The sequence below is a fragment of the Pseudomonas sp. W2-17 genome (genome assembly GCF_041060445.1).
GTDB lineage: Bacteria > Pseudomonadota > Gammaproteobacteria > Pseudomonadales > Pseudomonadaceae > Aquipseudomonas.
On record NZ_JAUFNS010000041.1, the window covers coordinates 23,364 to 29,363 of the forward strand.

At 61.6% G+C, this 6,000-nt stretch carries 8 protein-coding genes; 4 read left to right on the forward strand and 4 right to left on the reverse strand.

Annotated features, from left to right (window positions below; translation table 11 throughout):
• Positions 1-205: 205 nt before the first annotated feature.
• Both QWI20_RS26960 and QWI20_RS26965 read right to left on the reverse strand, forming a co-directional pair.
• Entirely contained in the window at positions 206-769 is a 564-nt protein-coding gene (locus QWI20_RS26960) for a type 1 glutamine amidotransferase domain-containing protein (RefSeq protein ID WP_369308010.1), read from the reverse strand.
• Between the two features lie 209 nt (positions 770-978).
• A complete protein-coding gene (locus tag QWI20_RS26965; protein WP_369308011.1) occupies positions 979-1,326 on the reverse strand; it encodes a hypothetical protein in 348 nt (115 codons plus the stop codon).
• Between the two features lie 301 nt (positions 1,327-1,627).
• On the opposite strand from QWI20_RS26965, the gene QWI20_RS26970 reads away from it, so the two are divergent.
• The 4 genes from QWI20_RS26970 to QWI20_RS26985 all read left to right on the forward strand — a co-directional run bounded on the left by QWI20_RS26970 (position 1,628) and on the right by QWI20_RS26985 (position 5,114).
• On the forward strand, positions 1,628-2,713 hold the full coding sequence (locus QWI20_RS26970; protein ID WP_369308012.1) for a glycoside hydrolase family 3 N-terminal domain-containing protein: 1,086 nt from the start codon (positions 1,628-1,630) through the stop codon (positions 2,711-2,713).
• 129 nt (positions 2,714-2,842) lie between these two features.
• Positions 2,843-3,607, forward strand: coding sequence for a trans-aconitate 2-methyltransferase (gene tam, locus QWI20_RS26975; RefSeq protein WP_369308013.1), 765 nt, complete (start codon positions 2,843-2,845; stop codon positions 3,605-3,607).
• Between the two features lie 71 nt (positions 3,608-3,678).
• A complete protein-coding gene (locus QWI20_RS26980; RefSeq protein ID WP_369308014.1) occupies positions 3,679-4,182 on the forward strand; it encodes a cupin domain-containing protein in 504 nt (167 codons plus the stop codon).
• Between the two features lie 146 nt (positions 4,183-4,328).
• Entirely contained in the window at positions 4,329-5,114 is a 786-nt protein-coding gene (locus QWI20_RS26985) for a sulfite exporter TauE/SafE family protein (protein WP_369308015.1), read from the forward strand.
• Between the two features lie 274 nt (positions 5,115-5,388).
• On the opposite strand, the gene QWI20_RS26990 is transcribed toward QWI20_RS26985, so the two are convergent.
• Both QWI20_RS26990 and QWI20_RS26995 read right to left on the reverse strand, forming a co-directional pair.
• Positions 5,389-5,694, reverse strand: a complete 306-nt coding sequence (locus QWI20_RS26990) for a DUF6482 family protein (RefSeq protein ID WP_369308016.1) — start codon at positions 5,692-5,694, stop codon at positions 5,389-5,391.
• Positions 5,694-6,000: hypothetical protein (locus tag QWI20_RS26995; protein ID WP_369308017.1), on the reverse strand; the 307-nt coding region annotated here is incomplete at its 5' end. The genes QWI20_RS26995 and QWI20_RS26990, both read right to left, overlap by 1 nt.

The window sequence follows — 6,000 nt, forward strand, 5'->3', positions numbered from 1 at the left end:
AGTGTCTCGTCTCGGCACCTGCGCTGATCGCGGCGTCCTTCGATGTCGACCGAAGCGAGGGAAATTTGGTTTCAAGTATTTTCGTTTGTGAAGACTACCAACTCGCCTGGCAGCGTTGAGGTAGATCCCAAACGCAACGACGCCGCTGAATAGCGGCGTCGATGGTTTTGCCTTAGGGCGAGACCCTATGGCGTGGGATCAGGCTTCAGCCCGCCAGCAGCGCCTTGGCGATGGCCTCGTTGAACGCTGGCAGATCGTCTGGCGTGCGGGAGGTGATCAGGGTCCAGCCATTGGCCGGGCACTCCTTGACCTCGGCGTCGACCCAATTGGCCGCGCCGGCATTGACCACGTCAGTGCGCACGCTCGGGTAGGAGGTCAGGGTTTTGCCTTTGATCACACCGGCATCGATCAGCAGCCATGGGCCGTGGCAAATCGACGCGACGGTTTTGCCGGCGTCGGCGAATGCTTTGACAAGGCGCTGAGCATCGCTGTCCTGGCGCAGGGTATCGGCGTTGACCGTGCCGCCGGGGATGACCAGTGCATCGAAATCATTGGCAGACAGGCCGGCCAGCTTGGTGTCGGAGGTCACGACGGCGTCTTTGTCGGTGTCGTTCAAGAACAGTTGCGCAGTGCCGCCTTCGATGGAAGCGTGGGTGACCGCAGCACCCTGACCCTTCAGCGCTTCCAGCGGCTTGAGCAGTTCGTCGCGCTCGATACCGGTGTTGGACGTGATGATCAAAACCTTCTTGCCGTTCAGTTGATTGCTCATGTGTTCGCTTTCCTCTGAAATAAAAGTGCTGAACCGCGCCCGCTATCAGCGGGCGGTGTCACTTTCAGAGGGAAACGGAAAAGCGAAAGTTCAGCCTGATTGCGTGGCCGGGCTGGAGGTCGATGGCGACGACTCAGGCTGAGCACCCGGATTTCGGGCGCCGGGATCACCGCCGTGCGACGAAACGGCGCAGCGTGATGACACCGTCGTCACAAGCATTCGCGGACCGCTTTTTCCAATGCATTGCGGCCAAAGGCCGACGACAGCGGGGCGCGCTGGTACAGGAAAACCCGGGTATTGGGGTTGCCCTTGTAGACCTCGAGAATTTCATCGGAGGCGATCTTGCCGGAGATCAGCAGTTTGTAGTGACCCTTGCTCTCGGTCATGGTCGTGCCGGGCTTGATCTGCTGCCACTTGGGGTAGATGCATTTGGCGTAGTCAGACGGCGTCTTGGCGGTATCGAAATTGAATGACGGGTTGTTCGGCGTAGAGCTGCAACCGGCCAGCATTGCGGCGATGGCGCAGCCCAGTAACGAATACGGTAATAAACGGCGCATCAATTCATCCTGAATTAGAAAACGAAAACAATTCGATCGGGTCGATGGGCGCCTATGTTGACCAGCAACCGTGCAAATGAAAAGCGCACGCTTTGAAATTTTTCACCGCGGGTTAATGCCGGGCTTGCGTTGCTGCTACTGAGCCTCTGGACGGGTCCTCCGGATAAATGAATAGGCTCAGCCAATCGCTGCTAATTGCTCGATTGGTTTGCATATTGCTCGTTTGATTAATAGAGTGATCGGAAACGAGCACTCATTTTAGCCAGCGCTCGTTCGTTACTGCCTGACTGACGGAGAACACATGTCACACGACGAACTGCAAAGGGCTGCGCGGTCAGTCCTGATGCCGGCAATTGCCGGCCTGGTGCTGGACGAACCTGTGCGCCGCCATCTACACGCTGGCGGCGTGTCGGTCCTGCTGGGTGAGACGCGCGATGAGTACCTGGCCCGAAACATGAGTTTCGAGCGCCGCCGGGAAGAAACCGACGCGCAGTTTTCCGCGATCGCCAGGGAGGCGGCACTGTGTGCAGCCGCGCCGGTGCTGATCGCCGTGGATCAGGAGCTCGGCGGCATCCAGCGCTTGCACGGTCTGGTGCCCGGTATGCCGAGCTCGACCGAACTGACCCACATGAGCACCGCCGACATCGAGTCGCGCTGTTATGAAATGGCCAGCTCGGCCAGGGTCATGGGCGTCAATCTGTTCCTCGCGCCGATTGTGGACGTGGTTACCGGGGTCAACCCCTGGCTGCACCAGCGCAACCTCGGGCCCGATGCCGCCGAAGTGGCGCGCATTGCCTGCGCGTTCATCCGGGGTGCGCAGCGTGCCGGCGTGGTCGCCACGGCCAAACACTTTCCGGGTCATTACCAGGTCGAGCACGACCCGGCGGTGGCGCGGGCTGCCGTGCCCGACAACGCCGCCGCACTCAGCGACGGGCTGGAGGTGTTCAGGCAGGTCATTGCAGCAGGCGTTGGCGCAATCATGCCCGGCCCCGCGGTGTTCCCGGCGCTGGATCCGCAGCAGTCGGCCAGCACCTCGGCGGCAGTGATCGGTCTGCTGCGTGACGCGTTGGGGTTTGAAGGACTGATCGTGTCCGATGACCTCGATGCCGTTTCCATCCTGCGCGGCAACAGCCTTGCCGACACTGCCATCGCCGCCCTGAATGCCGGTGCGCACCTGTTGCTGGTGTCAGCCGAAGCGGGGCTGGACGACATCTCGCGTGCCATCGTCGATGCAGTCAACAATGGAGGACTGGATGCGCAAACGCTGCTTGCAGCCGCGCACACAGTTCGCGCCCACGCCCAAACGTCGAGAGCCCAAGTGGAGTCAGGCCTGTACGTGTCCTACCCGTTCTCAGGCGGTCATCTCACCCGCCGAGTCATGATCTGATCCCCCGTTGCTTGCTGCCGACCACTTGCAAGTTGCAGCTTGCAGCTTATGGCTTGTCGCTCACCCCATTTGTACTCGCGGCCCGCCCGTTCTACTCTCGCCACTCTGTCCACCCAGAAGGAAGGCACGATGAGCTGGTCCGCCAAACAGTACGCCCTGTTCGAGCAGCAACGCACCCGACCCGTACGCGACCTCGTCGCCGCCATTCCTCTGGCCTCGGCGCACACTGCCGTCGACCTCGGCTGCGGTCCCGGCAATTCCACCGAAGTGCTGGCCGAGCGATACCCGGAGGCCACGGTGACGGGGCTGGACAGCTCCGACGACATGCTGCGCGACGCCCGTCAGCGGTTGCCGAATGTTGCATTCGAACTGGCCGACATCGGCAGCTGGAACCCGGCACAGACTTACGACGTGATTCTCGCCAACGCGTCGCTGCAATGGGTGCCTGACCACGCGACGCTGTACCCGCGGCTGGTCAGCCTGCTCAACCCGGGCGGCGTGCTGGCGGTGCAGACGCCGGACAACCTTGAGGAGCCCGCCCATCGTCTGGCCCGTGACATCGCGGCGAGTGCGGAGTGGGCGAGCAGGATTGGCGACGTCAAGCACCCCGACCGACACCCTGCGGCCTATTACTTCGAACGGCTAAGGCCCCATTGCGCCGAGGTCGATGTTTGGCGCACCACCTATCACCATCCGCTTGCCGGTGGGCATGGGGCAGTGGTCGAGTGGTTCAAGGGCTCGGCGCTGAGGCCCTATCTGCAAAAGCTCGATGAAGCGGGGCAGCAGGATTTTCTCGACACCTATTTGCAGGCGATCAGCCAGGCCTACCCGGCGCTGGACGACGGCACGGTGCTGCTGCCGTTCCCGCGCCTGTTCATCGTTGCGACACGTTGAAGCCTGCGGCTTGCGTCAAGTCGCTGTTTTGCGAGGCGTGATCGACACCGCCGTTTTCTGATGGAGTGAGCATGAGCAATGACCCCGGCGAACTGGCCGCACGGCTGATTCGCAATTTTAATGAAGTGCCGCTGCAGCACGAGCGCCGCGACCCGCTGTACGAAAGCCATGCCGCACGCCTGGGCACCGGCACCGCCGCGCAGAAGCTGGGCGCTTCTATGGACATCGTCGCGCCCGGCAAGCGCTCGTGCCCTTATCATTTTCATTACGCGCAGGAAGAAATGTTCGTCATTCTGGACGGGCAGGGCACCTTGCGCGTGGCGGGTGAAATGCTCCCGATCCGCAGCGGCGATGTCATCTTCATTCCGCCGGGGCCTGAGTATCCCCACCAGATCATCAACACCTCTGGCGCGCCGCTGAAGTATTTATCCATCAGCACCCGCGAGACGCCGGAAGTGTGCGAATACCCAGACTCCGGCAAGTATCAGGCGATGGTCACCATCAATGGCGCGCGTGCGTTCGCTGCTGTGCAGCGCCCTGACGCGACACTGGATTACTGGGAGGGCGAGCCTTGATCCAATTGGCAGCGAGGGACCCGTGACCCATTTGGTTATAACCATAGAACGTCTCGATCTAGGCGCCATATAAGAAAAACAGCAGTGCATAGAGCAAAAATCGCTATCCTGCCCGCCGGCTTTTGAATGTGCAGTCAGGCAGATCAATGGATTTTGGCAACGCAGGTTTCGTCGTCGCAGGGCTGGTGGTCGGTTTCATCGTTGGCATGACGGGGGTGGGCGGTGGATCGCTGATGACCCCGATCCTGCTGTGGTTTGGCATCAACCCGGCCACCGCAGTGGGCACCGACCTGCTGTACGCCGCCATCACCAAAAGCGGCGGCGTGCTGGTTCACAAAAAGAACGACAACATCGACTGGGGCATTACCGGCTGGCTGACCTTGGGCAGTGTGCCGGCCGCCGGGCTGACACTGTGGTTTCTGAGCAGCCTGCACACCGCGCCGGACGCGATGAACTCGGTGATCAAACAGGCGCTGGGCGTGGTGCTGTTGCTGACGGCACTGGCGATCTTTTTCAAGAAGCGCCTGCTGGCATTCGCCCAGCGCCACGCCGGCGATCGCTACCGCCTCAGCACCAAAACCCTCAACGGGCTGACGGTGCTGACCGGCGTCATCCTCGGCACCATGGTTGCGCTGACGTCCATCGGCGCTGGCGCGCTCGGCACCGTGGCGCTGTTCCTGCTTTATCCTTTCCTCGAAACCCGCCGCCTGGTCGGCACCGAAATCGCCCACGCCGTCCCCCTGACCCTGATCGCCGGCATCGGCCACGCCAGCATGGGCAACATGAACTGGTCGATGTTGGGCTACCTGCTGATGGGCTCGCTGCCGGGCATCTACATCGGCAGCCACCTGACCGGCCGCATCCCCGACGCCATCCTGCGTCCGTGCCTGGCGCTGATGCTGCTGGCGATCGGGTACAAGCTGGTGTTCTAACGCTGCATGGATGCGCCTGTCGACGTGGCGGGCATGGGCTCTGGTTTGGTGGGGGCACCCTGCTAGATCTTCAGCAGCTGGAATGCCGTCTTCGCGAGCAAGCTCGCTCCCTCAGGGGTGGATGCCGTGGCAGCTGGATCAGCTTTAGTCGAGAAGGCGGTATGTGTCGCGCCGCGAAATCGAGGGTGGTCTCACTGGCCTCTTCCCGGCTGAAGCCGGTCCTACTGCACCGCGTGCGGCCAGCTAGAACCGGCGCGCATCGCGCGCATTCAGATCAGTTACCCGAGCGGAACGGAATGGGCTGGCGGGGCGCTTCGGGTGTGGCGTGCGGCTGCCCGACCATTTCGTCGTAGACCACCGGGTGCACGATGAACAGCTTCACTTCCTGAAGGGACGACAGGCATTTGCGCGCTTCGTCGACCGAGGCCACGTGCAGGACTTTGCCGTCGGGGCTGGCGATGGCATTGGACTTGCCGTCCATGAGTGCATGTATGGCATACGAGCCACCTTCGATCGACACCAGATTGACCTCGGTAATGTCGCCGGCTTTGACGTGTTTGCTGAGCTTGTCCAGATCCATTACGGCACCTTAATTACGCCTTCAGGCGTTGTCTGTTCCATGGATTGATGCGGAACCGTCGACGCGGCCCGCTTGCATTGGAAGAGGATGGCGGTGCCAAGTTCAACGTAAACGGGGGAGGCGGACGAGGGGGCGTTGGCGGGGGCTTGCAATGGAATCAGCGCCGCGAAAGACCGCCGTTGGCGGGCCCCCCCCAAACCCCCCCCCCCCCCCCCAAAAAAAACACCACAAATAAAAAAAAACCACCCCCCCCGCCAGAGAAAAACCACACCCAAAAAAACAAAAGGTTTATAAAAAACGACAAAG

Coding starts and splice junctions, on each gene's coding strand:
- QWI20_RS26960 (WP_369308010.1), bottom strand. CDS start 769: ATGAGCAATCAACTGAACGGCAAGAAGGTTTTGATCATCACGTCCAAC.
- QWI20_RS26965 (WP_369308011.1), bottom strand. CDS start 1,326: ATGCGCCGTTTATTACCGTATTCGTTACTGGGCTGCGCCATCGCCGCA.
- QWI20_RS26970 (WP_369308012.1), top strand. CDS start 1,628: ATGTCACACGACGAACTGCAAAGGGCTGCGCGGTCAGTCCTGATGCCG.
- tam (WP_369308013.1), top strand. CDS start 2,843: ATGAGCTGGTCCGCCAAACAGTACGCCCTGTTCGAGCAGCAACGCACC.
- QWI20_RS26980 (WP_369308014.1), top strand. CDS start 3,679: ATGAGCAATGACCCCGGCGAACTGGCCGCACGGCTGATTCGCAATTTT.
- QWI20_RS26985 (WP_369308015.1), top strand. CDS start 4,329: ATGGATTTTGGCAACGCAGGTTTCGTCGTCGCAGGGCTGGTGGTCGGT.
- QWI20_RS26990 (WP_369308016.1), bottom strand. CDS start 5,694: ATGGATCTGGACAAGCTCAGCAAACACGTCAAAGCCGGCGACATTACC.